This is a genomic window from Streptococcus viridans (assembly GCF_900636365.1).
Lineage (GTDB): Bacteria > Bacillota > Bacilli > Lactobacillales > Streptococcaceae > Streptococcus > Streptococcus viridans_A.
The window spans coordinates 614,227-628,570 of sequence record NZ_LR134266.1; the positions used below are offsets into that span (position 1 = coordinate 614,227).

Here is a 14,344-nt window from a genome sequence, read left to right on the forward strand (position 1 = left end):
TTAAGTAGACTACGGCAAGTCCTATAAGACTTGCCTAACTGCCTCACTAACTTAGTTTTACAAATGGAATCGATTTTTAAAACTAAGTGTCGTAATCTAAAAGTTAGAAAGCGGCCTAGCTAACTAGTCTCTTGGTTCACTTTGGGAATAGAATATATAAATTAAAAAAGCCAGCTCAAGCGAGCTGGTTTTTATTGTTCTGTAATAAGGAGTCTTCCCAAAAATTCTTGTAAGATAAAGAAGACAATGAGGCTAGCAATGGTTTCCCCTAAGAAGGACGAACTATTCACAACAAGAGAATAAATGTAGGCACTTTGGCCAGCTGGAGCATAGCTTCCCCAGAAGATGACACCTGCAATATAGTGAATGAGGTAGCGTGCAAAACCACCCAAGACGACTCCGGCAGTAATATATGTGAGTGTCTGAACTCGTTTTTTATTTCTGATAGCTTTGTCAAGCGTAGGTTTGACAATTCCACTCAGTCCAATCAAGCTGAAGGCTACAAAGTATTCTAAGAAACCTTGGATTGGAGTCAACCAACCACCAGCTGCTTCCCCAGTTACGACTTGCAACAGTCCCCAGAGGAATCCCCCCATGGCACCAGCCTTAACGCCCCAGCGGAAACTGAGGAGAAAGATGGGAACCATCTTAAAAGATAGAGAAATCCAAGGACCTAAGGACATGGGTTGAGTAACCAAATCCAAAATATAAGCAATAGTCGCTAAAAGAGCAACCTCAATCATTGGTCGAATCGTAGTTTTCGACATAAAAAAACCTCCTATACCAATCGTTTTGATTGGCTCATTTGTTGCCACATCAAAACGTTGTCATAGAAGTTCTCTATTTCATTCTGTTTTGAAACACATCCCTACGCAGGTCCTAACCTGATCAGGTGGTAAGAGTTTAGGCCAGCAACGAACACCTCTGGTATCCAAGTTAGCCAATCTCAGCAATTGCTCCTCTTGTGACTCTCTCATTATACTATCAAAAAAACGTTCCCGCAACTTTTTAACTCGTAAAAAATATGGTATAGTTATTAAGATAGAAAATGCACAAGTTGTGGAGGAAAAAATTATGGGTATTTTTGCAGGTTTGATGGGCAATGCTTCTCAAAAAGACGTCGATAAGGTTGAAAAAGATTTAGGGGATATCCTGGTTCCAGGTGAGCAAGTAACTCTGGCTTTTAGTTTGATTCGTGACTTGATTGTCTTTACGGAGTACCGTCTGATTTTGGTGGACAAGCAAGGAATGACAGGGAAGAAAACGTCTTATAAATCCCTCCCCTATCGTTCCATTTCACGGTTTTCAGTAGAAACATCTGGTCATTTTGATTTGGATGCAGAATTAAAAATTTGGGTTTCATCAGCTGTAGAACCATCAGAAACACTTCAATTTAAGAGTGATAATAGTGTTATCGAGATCCAGCAGGCCTTAGCAGCCGCTGTATTGCGTTGATCAGTGAATGAGGACAGGACTCATCTAGCGATTTCGGATAATCGGGTAGGAGTACTGGTAGATAAGGTAAAGAGGAAACGAAATGTTCGTTGAAAAAAAGTTAGGAGATGGTCGGAGTTGGATTAATATTGATTCTGACTTGATTGCAGAAACATCCCAGTTGTACCAAAAGTATGGTATTGATCAAGAAACCATTGAATATGCATTGGATAAAAATGAACGTGCCCACATGGATTACAACCGTGAAAATGGAACTGTGACTTTTATTTATAATGTCTTGGACATGGAAAAGGAAAAGGAATATTATGAAACGATTCCAATGACTTTCATTGTCCAGGGGCCACGTCTTGTAACTATTAGTAACCGAGACAACGCCTATATTATTGCACAAATGGAACGCTATGTTGATGCTCATGAAAGTTTATCCACCTTTAAACTCTTGTTTGCAGGCCTTGAGATGATTAGTAATGCTTATTATCCGATTATTGAGCGTCTAGATAAGCACAAGGATGAGATTACTCGTCTCTTACGAAAAACGACAACTAGTAAGAACCTTTATGCTCTTTCTGACGTGGAAACAGGTATGGTCTATCTAGCATCCGCTGCCAAGCAAAATCGCATGCTTCTGGAACATATCAGGGCTCACCTAATCTACCGCCAATTTGATGATGTGGAAAAAGAACAATTTGATGATGCCATGATTGAGGCCAGACAGTTGGTGTATATGACGGAGTTGAACTCTCAGGTCTTGCAGCAATTGTCTAGCTCTTACAATAACATCCTAAATAACAATTTGAATGATAATTTGACCACCTTGACCATCTTAGAAGCTCTGTTAGCGGTCTTAGCAGTTGTCACTGGTTTCTTTGGAATGAATGTTCCATTGCCGTTTACAAATGATCCCAATGCCTGGATTTATATTTCGGTCGCTAGCTTCGTCTTGTGGTTGATGTTATCACGAATCTTGCGCTGGATTGCCCATAAACGATAAAAAAAGAGAGGTAGGGAAGAAATTCCTTACCTCTTTCGTATCTTGGCTATTTCAGAAAATCCTTCATTTTTAACTCTGCCTCCCCTAAGAAGAAGAGGCAGTTTTGATACAAGTGATCGACTGTACAAAATCTTCTTGGAAATAGTAGGAGTAGATTTAAAAGTACTGAGTGGATTATAAACAATTTATAATTGGATTGAATCGTTGAATCAGTTAAATGAATGAAGCATTTTAATGATACTGAAATAACCTAGATACTAGAATCATTATACATATTTTTATATTAAAAATCAAGGAAACAATCCCAAAATAAAAGGGGATTTATTGTGAGTGAAAATTTTTAGAAAGCCTATTGTAACGCTGTTTTTATGAGGTGATTCAAAGTAAAGAAGAGACTTCACAGTCTTTTATATTATCGCAAATTTAAAAAATAAATTATACTAATTATCCAAAGGTGGAAAGAGCTTTTTTGAAAGGGGTTACGAAATAAAAACCTTTTAACCTGTTTCGTTTTACTATCTTTTAAACCTAGTCTATGGTATACTAGATTGGTTGCAAAGAAAGCAGTACTTTTCTTTAGTGGAAAAGAAGCAACACGGTCTTTCATAAAAGCTATGAAAGTACGTCATGACAAGAAAAGTATAAACTAAGCGCTATAGGATGGCTTCGCACCATCTTTAGAAAGAAGAATAACGTGAAATTTAATGAATTTAATCTTTCTGCTGATTTGTTAGCAGAAATTGAAAAAGCAGGATTTGTAGAAGCAAGTCCTATCCAAGAGCAAACCATTCCTTTGGCTCTTGAGGGAAAAGATGTTATCGGTCAAGCACAGACTGGTACAGGGAAAACTGCAGCCTTTGGCTTGCCAACTCTTGAAAAAATTCGTACAGAAGAAGCAACTATCCAAGCTTTAGTAATTGCCCCAACTCGTGAACTAGCTGTTCAAAGTCAGGAAGAACTCTTCCGCTTTGGCCGTAGTAAAGGTGTGAAAGTCCGTTCAGTATACGGTGGTTCAAGTATTGAAAAACAAATCAAGGCTCTTAAATCAGGTGCCCACATCGTTGTAGGAACACCGGGACGTTTACTTGACTTGATTAAACGCAAGGCTCTGAAATTACATGATATTGAAACCTTGATTTTAGATGAAGCAGATGAAATGCTGAACATGGGATTCCTTGAAGATATTGAAGATATCATCTCTCGTGTACCGGAAAATCGTCAAACCTTGCTCTTTTCAGCGACTATGCCAGATGCTATCAAACGTATTGGTGTTCAGTTCATGAAAGAACCTGAGCATGTGAAGATTGCTGCTAAAGAATTAACAACAGAACTGGTAGACCAGTACTATATCCGCGTTAAGGAACAAGAAAAATTCGACACCATGACTCGTCTTATGGATGTTGATCAACCTGAGTTGTCAATCGTTTTTGGTCGTACCAAACGTCGTGTAGATGAGTTGACTCGTGGGCTGAAAATCCGTGGTTTCCGTGCAGAAGGGATTCATGGAGATTTGGACCAAAACAAACGTCTTCGTGTCCTTCGTGATTTTAAAAATGGCAACCTTGATGTCCTCGTTGCAACAGACGTAGCTGCCCGTGGTTTGGATATTTCAGGTGTGACTCATGTCTACAACTACGATATCCCACAAGACCCTGAGAGTTATGTTCACCGTATTGGTCGTACAGGACGTGCAGGTAAGTCAGGTCAGTCTATTACCTTCGTTTCACCTAATGAAATGGGTTATCTCCAAATCATTGAGAACTTAACTAAGAAACGTATGAAAGGTCTCAAGCCGGCAAGTGCAGAAGAAGCCTTCCAAGCTAAGAAGCAGGTTGCACTGAAGAAAATTGAACGTGATTTTGCGAATGAGGAGATCCGTAGCAACTTTGAAAAGTTTGGCAAGGATGCTCGTCAATTAGCATCAGAATTCAGCCCAGAAGAATTGGCCATGTATATCCTCAGCTTAACTGTTCAAGACCCAGATAGTCTTCCTGAGGTTGAGATTGCACGTGAAAAACCGTTACCATTTAAACCATCTGGTGGTGGCTTCGGTGGCAAAGGCAAGGGTGGTCGAGGAGGCCGTCGTGGGGATGACCGTCGAGACCGTGATCGCCGTGGCAATGGTCGTCGTGATGACTATCGTAAAGGTGGACGTTCAAAGGATCGTTTTGATAAAGAGAAGCGTTACCGTAAGGATAATAAAAAACCACGCAATACTTCAAGCGAGAAGAAAACAGGCTTTGTGATTCGGAACAAAGGAGATAAATAAAAAATACAAGGGTAAACACATGTTTACCCTTGTATATTTATAAGGAGACCGAAATTCGTAAACAAAACGTTTGCTAACACTCTGTGATAGCGCTATCAATTCTGTTAACATATTAAGAATACAACTTTTTATAAGTCCTGTCAACAGATTTGCTAAAAAAAATCTACTTTTTTTAAAAAGGTGAACAAAAAATAAATTTTTTCTACAAAAATGACCAACAAAATAAGTGATTAATATAGAAAAAAATCGATAAAATATTTGTTTCTTATTGAAAATGTTCACTATTATAGTATAATGAAAGCAGAAATAGGAAAGTAGGACGTCATATGAAAGAGAGTAGACACGTAGCAATCTTACAAGAGTTGGATAAAAATGAAGTAGTCTCTGTTAAGGATCTGAGCGATCTCTTAGGTGTAACCGATATGACAATCCGACGGGATTTGATGGACTTAGAAGAACAAGGCCTATTGGTCCGTGTTCATGGAGGGGCCCATAGAAAAATCAAAGATAGTCTGGCAGAAGTTTCCCATACAGAAAAGAACATGTTGAATGTGGAAGAGAAAAGGGAGATTGCTCAAAAATGTGCAGCTTTGATTGATGAAGGCGATACAATTTTTATTGGAGCAGGGACCACTACAGATTTTATTGGCGATTATCTTGATGGGAAACATGTCAGTATTGTCACCAATTCCTTGCCGATTTTTGAAAAATTAAAAGACCAACCGAATTGTGATATCATTTTAGTTGGCGGACGCTATAGGGTCAAGACACAGACCTTTGTAGGACAGTTTGCAAATAAGCTCTTAAAGGAAATAAAAGTTTCAAAAGCCTTTATCGGAGTAAATGGGATTGATGGCCATACAGCTATGACCGCAAACGAAGAAGAAGGAAATGGCAATAAAATTATTCTTAACAATGCCATTGAAAAGTATATAGTAGCAGATAATAGTAAGTTTGATAGCTATTCTTTCTATGCCTTTTACCGTTTAGATGATTTAAATGCAGTGATTACCGATCATTCTATCTCTAAAAAGGTGCGAGAAAAATACAATTCCTATACAAAAATTTTGTAAAAATTAGAAAAGAAACAGCTAAACGGCCAGGATTCAAGCAGATCCTGGTCTTTTTTCATATTCTTTCATAGGGTAGGGCCTACAAAATAAATCTATAAAAAATAAACAAAAAAGAACAAAAAATTACATATTGTAATTGACAGCGTATTCATATAGTGATATACTTATCGTGTAAATAAAAAAAGGTAAAAGTGGAAGGGGTGAAAAGATGGGATTAAATCAACTGTTTAATCGGGAATTAGTCTTTTGCCTAGATGTTGCGAATCAAGAAGAATTGTTTGAACAGGTTGCAACTTTATTGGAAGAACGTCAAATTGTGACAGATTCTTATCGAGTTGCATTAAAAGAAAGAGAGAAATCGTTCCCTACAGGCTTAGATATGGAATTTCTAGGAAAGGATTTGCCAAATGTGGCCATTCCTCACACGGATATCATTCATAACCTGACAGAGAATATTGTAGTTGTTCGATTAAAAAATCCAGTAACCTTCCACAATATGATCGCGCCTGATAAGGAAGTAGAAGTTTCGCTTTTATTCTTCATCATTAACAATTCTAGTTCCAGCCAAACAAACATATTGGCGCACTTGATGGATTTCTTTACGACAAACGGAAATCTTGAAAACATGTCGAAGTTGGAAAATGAAGAAGACTTATATCGCTACATTACAGAAGCGATTGCTTAATAGTAACAAATAAATATATTTATAATGGAGGTCATTCAAATGATTAAAATTTTAGCTGCCTGTGGTGCAGGGGTTAACTCAAGCCACCAAATCAAAAGCGCTCTAGAAGAAGAGCTTTCAAACCGTGGATATGATGTACAATGTGATGCGGTAATGGTAAAAGATGTCAATGAAGACTTGATTAAAGGCTATGATATCTTCACGCCAATCGCTGCAACAGACCTTGGTTTTGACCCTGGTATTCCAGTAGTTGAAGCTGGTCCAATCTTGTTCCGTATTCCAGCTATGAGCGCTCCGGTATATGATAATATCGAAGCAACCATCAAAGAACACGGCTTAAGCTAATTTGTTCATCTGTATTTTGTAAGCGGTTCCTATGTCAGGAGTTGCTGATATTCATAATTTTGTAAAATATAAAAATATAAATCGGGAGGATTTATTATGAACGGCATTATCGATTTTGCCAATAAGTTTTTCAAACCCATTCTAGATATGGGTGCACCGATCATCATGTTGATCGTCTTGACTTTATTGGCTCTCTTGTTTGGAGTGAAATTCTCCAAAGCGCTTGAAGGTGGTATTAAACTTGCCATCGCCCTTACAGGTATCGGTGCAATCATCGGTATGTTGAATGGAGCTTTCTCAGCGTCTCTTGCAAAATTCGTTGAGAACACTGGTATTCAATTGAATATCACAGACGTTGGTTGGGCGCCTCTTGCGACTATCACTTGGGGGTCTGCCTGGACACTTTACTTCTTGCTAGTTATGTTGGTTGTCAACGTTGTTATGCTTGCAATGAAGAAAACAGATACACTTGACGTCGATATCTTCGATATTTGGCACTTGTCTATCACAGGTCTTTTGATTAAATGGTATGCTGATAAGAATGGTGTTAGCGCAGGAGTTTCCCTCTTCGTTGCAACTCTTGCAGTAGTCCTTGTAGGGATTATGAAGATCATCAACTCAGACTTGATGAAACCAACATTTGATGACTTGTTGAATGCACCTAGCTCTTCACCAATGACATCAACTCACATGAACTACATGATGAACCCAATCATCATGGTTTTGGATAAAATCTTTGACAAATTCTTCCCAGGTCTTGACAAATACGACTTCGACGCAGCTAAATTGAACAAGAAAATTGGTTTCTGGGGATCTAAATTCTTTATCGGTTTCCTTCTTGGTATTGTCATCGGTATCATGGGTACTCCACAACCAGTTGCTGATGTAGCTGATGCTAAAACTTGGGAATTGGTTATTAAAGGTTGGTTGAGCCTTGGTTTGACTGCCGGTGTCTGCTTGGAATTGTTCTCATTGATCGGTTCTTGGTTCATCGCAGCGGTAGAACCATTGTCACAAGGTATTACAAACGTTGCTACTAAACGTCTTCAAGGACGTAAATTCAATATCGGTTTGGACTGGCCATTTATCGCTGGTCGTGCTGAAATCTGGGCTTGTGCTAACGTACTTGCACCAATCATGTTGATCGAAGCAGTGCTTCTTTCTAATGTCGGAAATGGTATCTTGCCACTTGCAGGGATCATCGCTATGGGTGTGACTCCAGCCTTGTTGGTTGTAACACGTGGTAAATTAATCCGTATGATCGTGTTTGGAACACTCTTGTTGCCACTCTTCCTTCTTTCAGGAACTCTTATCGCACCATTTGCGACAGTATTGGCGAAAAGTGTAAATGCCTTCCCAGAAGGAGTTGACAAAGCTCAATTGATCACTCACTCAACTCTTGAAGGACCAGTTGAAAAACTTCTTGGTTGGACTATTGGTAACGCAACTACAGGAGACATCAAAGCTATTGTTGGTGTGGTTGCCTTCTTAGCATTCTACGTTGGAATCTTTGCATGGTACAGAAAACAAATGATCAAACGTAACGAAGCATACGCAGCAAATGCAAAATAATCCGCTCCTAAATATGTAACTTGATAAAACTAGGGTATCAATTTCCAGATATGGAGGGGTAGCCTAGTTTTTTCTCTAAAATAATATGCTAAGGAGTGAAATATGAGGATAGCTTTAAAAAATAATGATCTGGAAGTTTGTTTCAAGGAGTTAGGTGGTGAGCTGGCCTCTATCAAGGATCAGGATGGTATTCAATATCTTTGGCAGGGTGATGCTCAGTATTGGAGTGGTCAAGCCCCAGTTCTCTTTCCTATCTGTGGTTCGGTTCGAAATGATACAACCTTGTATCGTCCTCAAGGTGTTGGGAAGATCCCTCGCCACGGGCTAGTTCGCAAGAAAAACTTTGAGCTAGTAGAGCAAACAGAAGATCGGGTGACTTTTGGGATAGAAGATACGGAAGAAATGTATCAGCAATATCCCTATCATTTCAGATTAGAAATTTCCTATCAATTGCTAGGTAAGAAGATTCAAGTTACCTATCGGGTTTACCATCTTGGTGATGAGGGAGTCATGCCGTTTTTTGTTGGTGGCCATCCAGGATTTAATTGTCCGTTAATAGCAGATGAAGGATTTGAAGATTACTACCTAGAATTCGAACAAGAAGAGACCTGTAGTATTCCAAAATCCTATCCGGAGACAGGCTTGTTAAACGTCTTTGATCGGACGCCTTTCTTACAGCAAGAAAAAATCTTGAATCTCAATTACGACCTCTTCCAAAAGGATGCCATTACCTTGGATTGTTTACAATCAAGAAGGGTGACACTCCGTTCTAGAAAGCACGAAAAGGGGATAAGTGTCCATTTTCCAGATTTTTCAAACTTGATTATCTGGACAACACCAAATAAAGGACCATTTATCGCTTTAGAACCTTGGTCTGGTTTATCCACTTCCCTTGAAGAGAGTGATTATCTAGAATATAAAAAACAAGTTCGACTCTTACCAGCAGGTCAAGTAGCAGAACTTGGATTTGAAATCGAAATTTTATAGAAAATAATGTTGTTGAATATAGAACTTTCTATATTTGATTGAAAAATGAATGAATTGAAGGAGTATAATATGTCAGTTATTATTGGTGCGGATGCAGCAGGTATTCGCTTAAAAGAAGTAGTCAAAGAATATTTGGAATCAGAAGGTTTCCAAGTCGTGGACGTGACAGAAGAAGGGCAAGATTTTGTCGATGTGACCTTAGCTGTTGCAAAAGAAGTGAAACAAGCAGAAGATAATCTGGGTATTGTCATTGACGCTTACGGAGCTGGTCCATTTATGGTCGCAACTAAAATTAAAGGAATGGTCGCTGCAGAGGTTTCAGATGAGCGTTCCGCTTACATGACTCGTGGCCACAACAATTCTCGCATGATCACCATGGGGGCTCAAATCGTGGGTGATCAATTGGCCAAAAATATTGCCAAAGGTTTTGTAAACGGTAAGTATGACGGCGGTCGCCACCAAATCCGTGTCGATATGCTTAACAAGATGTGCTAAGGGGAGGAGTAAACGAATGAAAATTGCAATTGGATGTGACCATATTGTCACAAATGAAAAAATGGCTGTTTCTGAATTTTTGAAATCAAAAGGCTATGAAGTCCTTGACTTCGGAACCTATGACCATGCGCGCACCCACTACCCAATTTTTGGGAAAAAAGTCGGAGAAGCAGTAGCTAGTGGTCAAGCAGACCTTGGAGTATGTATTTGTGGAACTGGTGTTGGGATTAACAACGCGGTTAACAAGGTCCCTGGAATTCGTTCAGCTTTGGTCCGTGATATGACAACTGCACTTTATGCCAAAGAAGAACTCAATGCCAACGTGATTGGTTTTGGTGGGAAAGTAACTGGTGAGTTGCTCATGTGTGATATCATTGAAGCCTTCATTCATGCAGAATACAAACCAAGTGAAGAAAATAAGAAATTGATTGCCAAGATTCAACATTTGGAAACTCATAATGATCACCAAGAGGATGCAGACTTCTTTACAGAATTCCTTGAAAAATGGGATCGTGGTGAATACCACGACTAAGAGGTGAAGATATGATCTTAACTGTCACCTTGAATCCTTCCATTGATATTTCTTATCCCTTGGAAGAATTAAAGTTGGATACTGTGAATCGCGTGTCGGAAGTTTCTAAGACTGCTGGTGGGAAAGGATTAAATGTTACCCGTGTCTTAGCTGAGAGTGGTGAAACAGTTGGAGCAACAGGTTTTGTTGGGGGGACCAATGGTCAATTCATCAAGACCCATCTTCCACGAGATGTCCAATCCTTCTTCTATGATATTCTTGGAGATACACGGAACTGTATCGCTATCTTGCATGAAGGTAATCAAACAGAAATCTTAGAAGCGGGCCCAGAAATTATCCGGACAGAAGCTTTGGGATTCCTTCACCATTTTAAACTCCTCATGCCGACAGCAGATGTAATTGCTATTTCGGGAAGCCTTCCTACAGGTCTACCGGTGGACTATTATGCGAGCTTAATTGAGATTGCAGGAGAAGCAGGACGTAAGGTCGTACTTGATTCATCAGGAAAATCTTTAGAAGCGGTTCTTCACTCACCATTCAAACCAACGGTGATTAAACCCAATCGCGAAGAATTATCTCAACTCTTAGGACGGGATGTTTCAGCGGATTTTGAGGACTTAAAAGAAGTTTTGAAAGACCCACTGTTTGAAGGAATCGAATGGATTATCGTCTCCTTAGGTGGAGATGGTGCTTTTGCCAAACACGGAGATGTCTTCTATAAAGTGGACATTCCAAAAATTGAAGTGGTCAATCCAGTAGGATCTGGAGATTCGACCGTGGCTGGGATCTCTGCTGCCCTCAGTAGTGGAAAAGATGACGCGGCCCTCTTGACTCATGCTATGGTCTTAGGGATGCTAAATGCCCAAGAAAAGATGACAGGGCATGTCAATATGGCCCACTATGATGATTTGTATCAACAGATAAATGTAAAAGAGGTATAAGATGGTATTAACAGAACAAAAACGCAACTATTTAGAAAAATTGAGCACCAAAGAGGGTGTAATCTCAGCCTTGGCCTTTGACCAACGTGGTGCTTTGAAACGCCTCATGGCTCAATATCAAGATACAGAACCAACAGTGGCTCAAATGGAAGAGTTGAAGGTCTTGGTGGCTGAAGAATTGACACCATTCGCATCTTCTATGCTCTTAGACCCAGAGTATGGACTTCCAGCAACTAAGGTCTTGGATGCAGAAGCAGGGCTCTTGTTGGCTTATGAAAAAACAGGCTACGACACTTCAAGCACCAAGCGTCTGCCAGACTGCCTCAACCTTTGGTCAGCTAAACGCATCAAAGAGCAGGGTGCAGATGCGGTGAAATTCTTGCTCTACTATGATGTCGATAGTGCAGAAGAACTCAACCAAGAAAAACAAGCCTACATCGAACGCATCGGTTCAGAATGTGCGGCAGAAGAAATTCCATTCTTCCTTGAAATCTTGGCTTACGATGAAACAATCGCTGATGCAGGTTCTGTAGAATATGCTAAAGTGAAACCTCGCAAAGTCATCGAAGCGATGAAAGTCTTCTCAGACCCCCGCTTTAACATCGATGTTTTGAAGGTAGAAGTTCCTGTCAACGTCAAATACGTAGAAGGCTTTGGCGATGGGGAAATCGTTCACAGCCGTGAAGAAGCGGCAGCCTTCTTTAAAGAACAAGAAGAAGCAACCAAGCTTCCATACATCTACTTGAGTGCAGGTGTTTCTGCAAAACTCTTCCAAGAAACCCTTGTCTTTGCGCATGAAGCAGGCGCAAACTTTAATGGAGTTCTCTGTGGTCGTGCAACTTGGGCTGGATCTGTAGAAGCCTACATCAAGAATGGGGAAGAGGCAGCTCGTGAATGGTTGCGTACCGAAGGTCGTCGCAATATTGAAGAGCTCAATCAAGTCTTGGACCAAGTTGCAACTTCTTGGAAAGAGCGTATTTAATTCCTTTGTTCCTAACGTATCAAATAGTCTTTCTAGAAACCTCTAGAAGGACTATTTTTGTTTGTATAAAGGAAGCATCTCGGACTTTCATCAAAAATTGGTTCTCAATGTTCATAAATCTGATTAAGCTTTTTGTCACTATTCAAATGGCTTCTGATTTGTAAGGGGTTATGTGATAATTTCACTTTACAATCGAAAATCAGAGTGTTTTACAGTATAATAGTTTTATTAGAATGAAGGAGTTGGCGTATGGAAAGGATTGTATATAGAGAAGCGAGACTAGACGAGTATAAGATGATTGGGAAAGTCTGTTCGGATGCTTTTATGAATTATCCATTTTTAACCGTCATTAAAGAAGATTTAAAAAAGCCTGAATACTTTCCAGCCTTTATTGAACTATTGCATACCTTGTTAGTCAAGCTCTACATCAAAGGAGAAACTTGCTTAGTTGCTGAACGAGACGGGGAAATCATAGCAGTTGGACTCTTGCAACAAAAAGATTTCTCGATGATTTCTTATCTACTAAATGGAATTTTCAAGTTATTTCGATATATCACACCGTTGAAATTACTGAAATACCTAGATCTCGTAGAACGTTCAGAACAGCATTTGAAAAAATCCGGAAACTTCGACTGGTATTTAATGATGTTAGCTGTAAGCCCAACTGTTCAGGGGCAAGGGGTTGGCAGTCATTTCCTCCAAAATGGGATTGAACCTTATATTAAGGAAAAAGGATGTAAACGTTTGGGCTTGATTACGAGTACGGAACAAAATGTATTTTTCTATGAGAAGAATGAATTTGTCCTATTAGATTCCATGGTGCTAGACTATGGAAACCAAAGCGTTGGAAATTGGGCTTTTTTAAAGACCCTTGATGACGAATCTTAGATGTTTAAAAAAGGAGTTCTTAGGAGCTCCTTTTAGCATGCAAGCAGAATGATTGTTACATCATTTAGGTCATTTCTGTTCTGGATCTAGCTTGGATTGTTGATGCTTGATATAGGTCAATTTTTCCTCTCGGCTCTTCCGTTTAAAAAGTGCTTCTGCAGACATAGCTGCTCTTTTGTCTGGAAAAGACTCCTGGTAAATCAAGGTTACAGGAAGTCTTGGGCGTGTATATTTGGCTCCTTTGCCAGCATTGTGGGTTTTAATACGGCGCTCGATATCGGTGGTGTAACCAGTATAGAGGGTCCCATCCGCACACTGGACTACATACATATAAGCTTTAGTTTCCATAATAAATCTCATGAATCTCCGGCGTATAGCTCCCATCCTCCTCATGGATGAACAGTGGAGGAAGAATTTTTAGACCATCCCGCGATCCATCTTTAATGGCCTCGATGAGGAGCATATTGGCATCTTTATGGACCTTGGGGTAGACAAATTGAATCCGTTTAGGAGCCAGATTGTAGCGTTTCATGGTTTCAATGATATCTAAGAAGCGATCCGGACGATGCACCATGACGAGTCGGCCATTGGATTTGAGGGTCCGTTGGGCCACTTGACATATTTGGTCCAGATTGGTGGTGATCTCGTGACGGGCTAGCAAATAATGAGGGCTCTCATTTAAATTGGAGTGCTCATCGACTTTAAAATAGGGAGGATTACAGAGAATAAGGTCAATCTTGCTACCGGGGAAATGGTGAGGCAAGTTTTTAAGATCATCTGTAATCATGGACATACGGTCAGACAGACCATTTAATTGGATGGAACGCTCTGCCATGTCGGCGAGTCTTTCTTGAATTTCCACTCCGACGATGGTTGCTTTAGTCCGCGTGCTAGCAAAGAGTCCAACTGCACCATTGCCAGCACAAAGGTCTACAATTAGACCACGATTGGGCAGTTTAGGAAAGCGTGACAAAAGGACACTATCAATAGAATAGCTAAAAACCTCTCTGTTTTGAATGATTTTTACATCACTAGAAAATAGTTGGTTGACGCGTTCGCCGTCTTTTAATTCGATATCGTTCATGGCTCTATTATAGCATGAAAAGAGGACGTGGAAAAGCGTAGAAAG

At 39.8% G+C, this 14,344-nt stretch carries 16 protein-coding genes and 1 riboswitch; of the genes, 13 read left to right on the forward strand and 3 right to left on the reverse strand.

What is annotated here, in order from left to right; all coding sequences use genetic code 11:
• Positions 1–191: 191 nt before the first annotated feature.
• Entirely contained in the window at positions 192–767 is a 576-nt protein-coding gene (gene thiT / locus EL081_RS03390) for an energy-coupled thiamine transporter ThiT (RefSeq protein ID WP_126403974.1), read from the reverse strand.
• A gap of 81 nt (positions 768–848) precedes the next feature.
• A riboswitch (TPP riboswitch) is annotated at positions 849–973 on the reverse strand.
• Between the two features lie 101 nt (positions 974–1,074).
• On the opposite strand from thiT, the gene EL081_RS03395 reads away from it, so the two are divergent.
• From EL081_RS03395 to EL081_RS03455, 13 genes are all read left to right on the forward strand, one after another.
• Positions 1,075–1,455 carry a PH domain-containing protein gene (locus tag EL081_RS03395; protein WP_006596927.1) on the forward strand — a complete coding sequence of 127 codons (381 nt, stop codon included), beginning with the start codon at positions 1,075–1,077 and terminating at the stop codon, positions 1,453–1,455.
• Positions 1,456–1,537: 82 nt separating this feature from the next.
• On the forward strand, positions 1,538–2,446 hold the full coding sequence (locus tag EL081_RS03400) for a magnesium transporter CorA family protein (protein WP_048715581.1): 909 nt from the start codon (positions 1,538–1,540) through the stop codon (positions 2,444–2,446).
• Positions 2,447–3,140: 694 nt separating this feature from the next.
• A complete protein-coding gene (locus EL081_RS03405) occupies positions 3,141–4,715 on the forward strand; it encodes a DEAD/DEAH box helicase (protein ID WP_126403975.1) in 1,575 nt (524 codons plus the stop codon).
• Between the two features lie 326 nt (positions 4,716–5,041).
• The gene (locus EL081_RS03410; protein WP_126403976.1) at positions 5,042–5,788 is read left to right on the forward strand and encodes a DeoR/GlpR family DNA-binding transcription regulator; all 747 of its coding nucleotides are present in this window, start codon (positions 5,042–5,044) and stop codon (positions 5,786–5,788) included.
• 208 nt (positions 5,789–5,996) lie between these two features.
• Positions 5,997–6,473 (forward strand): PTS sugar transporter subunit IIA, encoded by a 477-nt coding sequence (locus EL081_RS03415; RefSeq protein ID WP_126403977.1) that lies wholly within the window; start codon positions 5,997–5,999, stop codon positions 6,471–6,473.
• 39 nt (positions 6,474–6,512) lie between these two features.
• A complete protein-coding gene (locus EL081_RS03420) occupies positions 6,513–6,818 on the forward strand; it encodes a PTS sugar transporter subunit IIB (protein ID WP_006596935.1) in 306 nt (101 codons plus the stop codon).
• Positions 6,819–6,914: 96 nt separating this feature from the next.
• Positions 6,915–8,390: a PTS transporter subunit IIC gene (locus EL081_RS03425; protein ID WP_126403978.1), complete on the forward strand. Its 1,476-nt coding sequence runs from the start codon at positions 6,915–6,917 to the stop codon at positions 8,388–8,390.
• A 102-nt stretch (positions 8,391–8,492) separates the two neighbouring features.
• Complete coding sequence (locus EL081_RS03430) at positions 8,493–9,377, forward strand: aldose 1-epimerase family protein (protein WP_126403979.1); 885 nt, start codon at positions 8,493–8,495, stop codon at positions 9,375–9,377.
• Between the two features lie 69 nt (positions 9,378–9,446).
• On the forward strand, positions 9,447–9,872 hold the full coding sequence (gene lacA, locus EL081_RS03435) for a galactose-6-phosphate isomerase subunit LacA (protein WP_006596676.1): 426 nt from the start codon (positions 9,447–9,449) through the stop codon (positions 9,870–9,872).
• A 16-nt stretch (positions 9,873–9,888) separates the two neighbouring features.
• Positions 9,889–10,404 carry a galactose-6-phosphate isomerase subunit LacB gene (lacB, locus tag EL081_RS03440; RefSeq protein WP_023026585.1) on the forward strand — a complete coding sequence of 172 codons (516 nt, stop codon included), beginning with the start codon at positions 9,889–9,891 and terminating at the stop codon, positions 10,402–10,404.
• A gap of 11 nt (positions 10,405–10,415) precedes the next feature.
• Complete coding sequence (locus EL081_RS03445; RefSeq protein WP_126403980.1) at positions 10,416–11,345, forward strand: tagatose-6-phosphate kinase; 930 nt, start codon at positions 10,416–10,418, stop codon at positions 11,343–11,345.
• Position 11,346: 1 nt separating this feature from the next.
• A complete protein-coding gene (gene lacD, locus EL081_RS03450) occupies positions 11,347–12,327 on the forward strand; it encodes a tagatose-bisphosphate aldolase (RefSeq protein ID WP_126403981.1) in 981 nt (326 codons plus the stop codon).
• Positions 12,328–12,576: 249 nt separating this feature from the next.
• A complete protein-coding gene (locus tag EL081_RS03455; RefSeq protein WP_126403982.1) occupies positions 12,577–13,215 on the forward strand; it encodes a GNAT family N-acetyltransferase in 639 nt (212 codons plus the stop codon).
• A 69-nt stretch (positions 13,216–13,284) separates the two neighbouring features.
• Here EL081_RS03455 and EL081_RS03460 read toward each other — a convergent pair whose 3' ends face one another.
• Together EL081_RS03460 and EL081_RS03465 are read right to left on the reverse strand one after the other, a co-directional pair.
• Positions 13,285–13,563, reverse strand: coding sequence for a GIY-YIG nuclease family protein (locus EL081_RS03460; RefSeq protein WP_126403983.1), 279 nt, complete (start codon positions 13,561–13,563; stop codon positions 13,285–13,287).
• Positions 13,553–14,299 (reverse strand): tRNA1(Val) (adenine(37)-N6)-methyltransferase, encoded by a 747-nt coding sequence (locus tag EL081_RS03465; protein WP_126403984.1) that lies wholly within the window; start codon positions 14,297–14,299, stop codon positions 13,553–13,555. Before EL081_RS03465 ends, EL081_RS03460 begins: the two co-directional genes overlap by 11 nt.
• Between the last annotated feature and the right edge of the window lie 45 nt (positions 14,300–14,344).

Coding starts and splice junctions, on each gene's coding strand:
- thiT (WP_126403974.1), bottom strand. CDS start 767: ATGTCGAAAACTACGATTCGACCAATGATTGAGGTTGCTCTTTTAGCG.
- EL081_RS03395 (WP_006596927.1), top strand. CDS start 1,075: ATGGGTATTTTTGCAGGTTTGATGGGCAATGCTTCTCAAAAAGACGTC.
- EL081_RS03400 (WP_048715581.1), top strand. CDS start 1,538: ATGTTCGTTGAAAAAAAGTTAGGAGATGGTCGGAGTTGGATTAATATT.
- EL081_RS03410 (WP_126403976.1), top strand. CDS start 5,042: ATGAAAGAGAGTAGACACGTAGCAATCTTACAAGAGTTGGATAAAAAT.
- EL081_RS03415 (WP_126403977.1), top strand. CDS start 5,997: ATGGGATTAAATCAACTGTTTAATCGGGAATTAGTCTTTTGCCTAGAT.
- EL081_RS03420 (WP_006596935.1), top strand. CDS start 6,513: ATGATTAAAATTTTAGCTGCCTGTGGTGCAGGGGTTAACTCAAGCCAC.
- EL081_RS03425 (WP_126403978.1), top strand. CDS start 6,915: ATGAACGGCATTATCGATTTTGCCAATAAGTTTTTCAAACCCATTCTA.
- EL081_RS03430 (WP_126403979.1), top strand. CDS start 8,493: ATGAGGATAGCTTTAAAAAATAATGATCTGGAAGTTTGTTTCAAGGAG.
- lacA (WP_006596676.1), top strand. CDS start 9,447: ATGTCAGTTATTATTGGTGCGGATGCAGCAGGTATTCGCTTAAAAGAA.
- lacB (WP_023026585.1), top strand. CDS start 9,889: ATGAAAATTGCAATTGGATGTGACCATATTGTCACAAATGAAAAAATG.
- EL081_RS03445 (WP_126403980.1), top strand. CDS start 10,416: ATGATCTTAACTGTCACCTTGAATCCTTCCATTGATATTTCTTATCCC.
- lacD (WP_126403981.1), top strand. CDS start 11,347: ATGGTATTAACAGAACAAAAACGCAACTATTTAGAAAAATTGAGCACC.
- EL081_RS03455 (WP_126403982.1), top strand. CDS start 12,577: ATGGAAAGGATTGTATATAGAGAAGCGAGACTAGACGAGTATAAGATG.
- EL081_RS03460 (WP_126403983.1), bottom strand. CDS start 13,563: ATGGAAACTAAAGCTTATATGTATGTAGTCCAGTGTGCGGATGGGACC.
- EL081_RS03465 (WP_126403984.1), bottom strand. CDS start 14,299: ATGAACGATATCGAATTAAAAGACGGCGAACGCGTCAACCAACTATTT.